At 65.4% G+C, this 1,670-nt stretch carries 2 protein-coding genes (1 of these 2 running past the window's edge); both read left to right on the top strand.

Features of this window, described 5'->3' with window-relative positions; genetic code table 11:
- Positions 1–706 carry the 3' portion of a branched-chain amino acid ABC transporter substrate-binding protein gene (locus EOC06_RS25820; RefSeq protein ID WP_128309108.1) on the top strand. It extends 350 nt beyond the left edge of the window, so 706 of the gene's 1,056 nt are visible here — the last part of the coding sequence; its start codon lies off the left edge, out of view; it ends in the stop codon at positions 704–706.
- Positions 706–1,670: P1 family peptidase (locus EOC06_RS25815; RefSeq protein ID WP_164898736.1), on the top strand; the 965-nt coding region annotated here is incomplete at its 3' end. The genes EOC06_RS25820 and EOC06_RS25815, both read left to right, overlap by 1 nt.

Here is a 1,670-nt window from a genome sequence, read left to right as displayed (position 1 = left end):
CGCCAAGACCGGCTGGCCGGTCTATCGCCTCGGGCCGCGCGGCGACGATGAGCGCAACGCCATCGCGTCCGCCCTCACCCATCTATGGCAGAACGAGCTGTTCGCCATTATCGACGACGGCACCATCTACGGACGTGAGATCGCCGAGACGTTGCGGGCAGCGGCCGAACAGGCAGCGCTGAAACCGGTATTCGTCGACACGTTCCGGCCACAGCTCGACAACCAGATCGGCATGATCGGCCGGCTGAAGAAGGCTGGCGCGACGCATGTCTTTGCCGGTGGCGACGGCGACGACATCGCCATCATGGGCCGCGATGCCGCACAGCTTCAGGCGGGCATCGTCTTTGCCGGCGGCGAAAATCTCCGCACACCGCCGGGCGATGTACCCTATGCCGTGGGCACGCTGATGATCGCACCGCCGGAATGGGCCGATGTCGCCGATCCAAAAGTGCTGGCGGCATTTGACGCTAAGAAGATCGTGCCTGACGGCTATGCGCTGCCGGCCTTTGCGGCGGTCGAAATCGCCAAGGCAGCATCAGGCTTGTCCGAAAGCTCGGGCAAGCCGCTGACGGAGGCCCTGACCGGACAGGATTTCACCACGGCGATCGGGCCGATCCGCTTTGATGCAAAAGGCGACCTCAGCCAGAGACCTTACCGCGTCTTCCGTTTCGACGGCACGCGCTTTGCGCCCTTGGAAAGCAACTGATGTTTCGCACCGGCCCACGCAACCTGATCACCGACGTTGCCGGCCTGCGCGTCGGCAATGCGTCCGACGCCAGCCTGAAGTCCGGCGTCACGACCGTGCTTTGCGACACGCCGACAGTGGCCGGCGTTCAGATCCTGGGCGGCGCGCCGGGCACGCGCGAGACAGACCTGCTCGAACCGCACAATTCCGTCGATGTGGTGCACGCCGTCGTGCTTTCAGGCGGTTCGGCTTTCGGCCTCGACGCGGCGTCCGGCGTGCAGGCGGCATTGCGCGAACGCGGCATCGGCCTGGAGGTCGGTGGTTTTCGCGTGCCGATCGTGCCGTCGGCGATCCTGTTCGACCTGCGCAATGGCGGCGACAAGGATTGGGGCCGTTATCCGCCCTACCGCGAGCTTGGTTATGAGGCCGCGCAAACTGCCGCCGCCGATTTCCAGCTTGGCACGATCGGCGCCGGCACCGGCGCGCTGACCCCGGGGCTGAAAGGCGGCCTCGGCTCCGCCTCGACGCTGCTGGATAGCGGCGTCACCGTCGGTGCGCTGGCCGCCGTCAACCCGACCGGATCGGTGACCACAGGCCGAACCCGCCATTTCTGGGCAGCACCGTTCGAAATCGGCAACGAATTCGGCGGGCTTGGTTATCCCTCGCCGATGCCGGACGATGCGAAACGGATTCTTTTGAAACACCGCGACAAGCATGTTGGCAGGCAGATGGAGACCGGCGGCAACACCACCATCGCCGTCATTGCCACCGATGCGGTGCTCACAAAAGCTGCCGCCAAGCGCCTGGCGATATCGGCGCATGACGGGTTCGTGCGCGCGATATGGCCGACGCACACACCAGCCGATGGCGACCTTGTGTTCGCGCTGGCGACCGGCACGAGCGGTATCGAACTCTCCGCCGATGCGGCGATCGATCTCTACGCCGCCTGTCTCTTATACACATCTCCGCGCCCACGAGACACTCG

Origin of the sequence: Mesorhizobium sp. M7A.F.Ca.MR.362.00.0.0 (assembly GCF_004023175.1) — a bacterium.
In the GTDB taxonomy this organism is placed as follows: domain Bacteria; phylum Pseudomonadota; class Alphaproteobacteria; order Rhizobiales; family Rhizobiaceae; genus Mesorhizobium.
The sequence above is the reverse complement of the archived record's forward strand: the minus strand, read 5'-3'. Positions and strand labels throughout refer to the sequence as shown.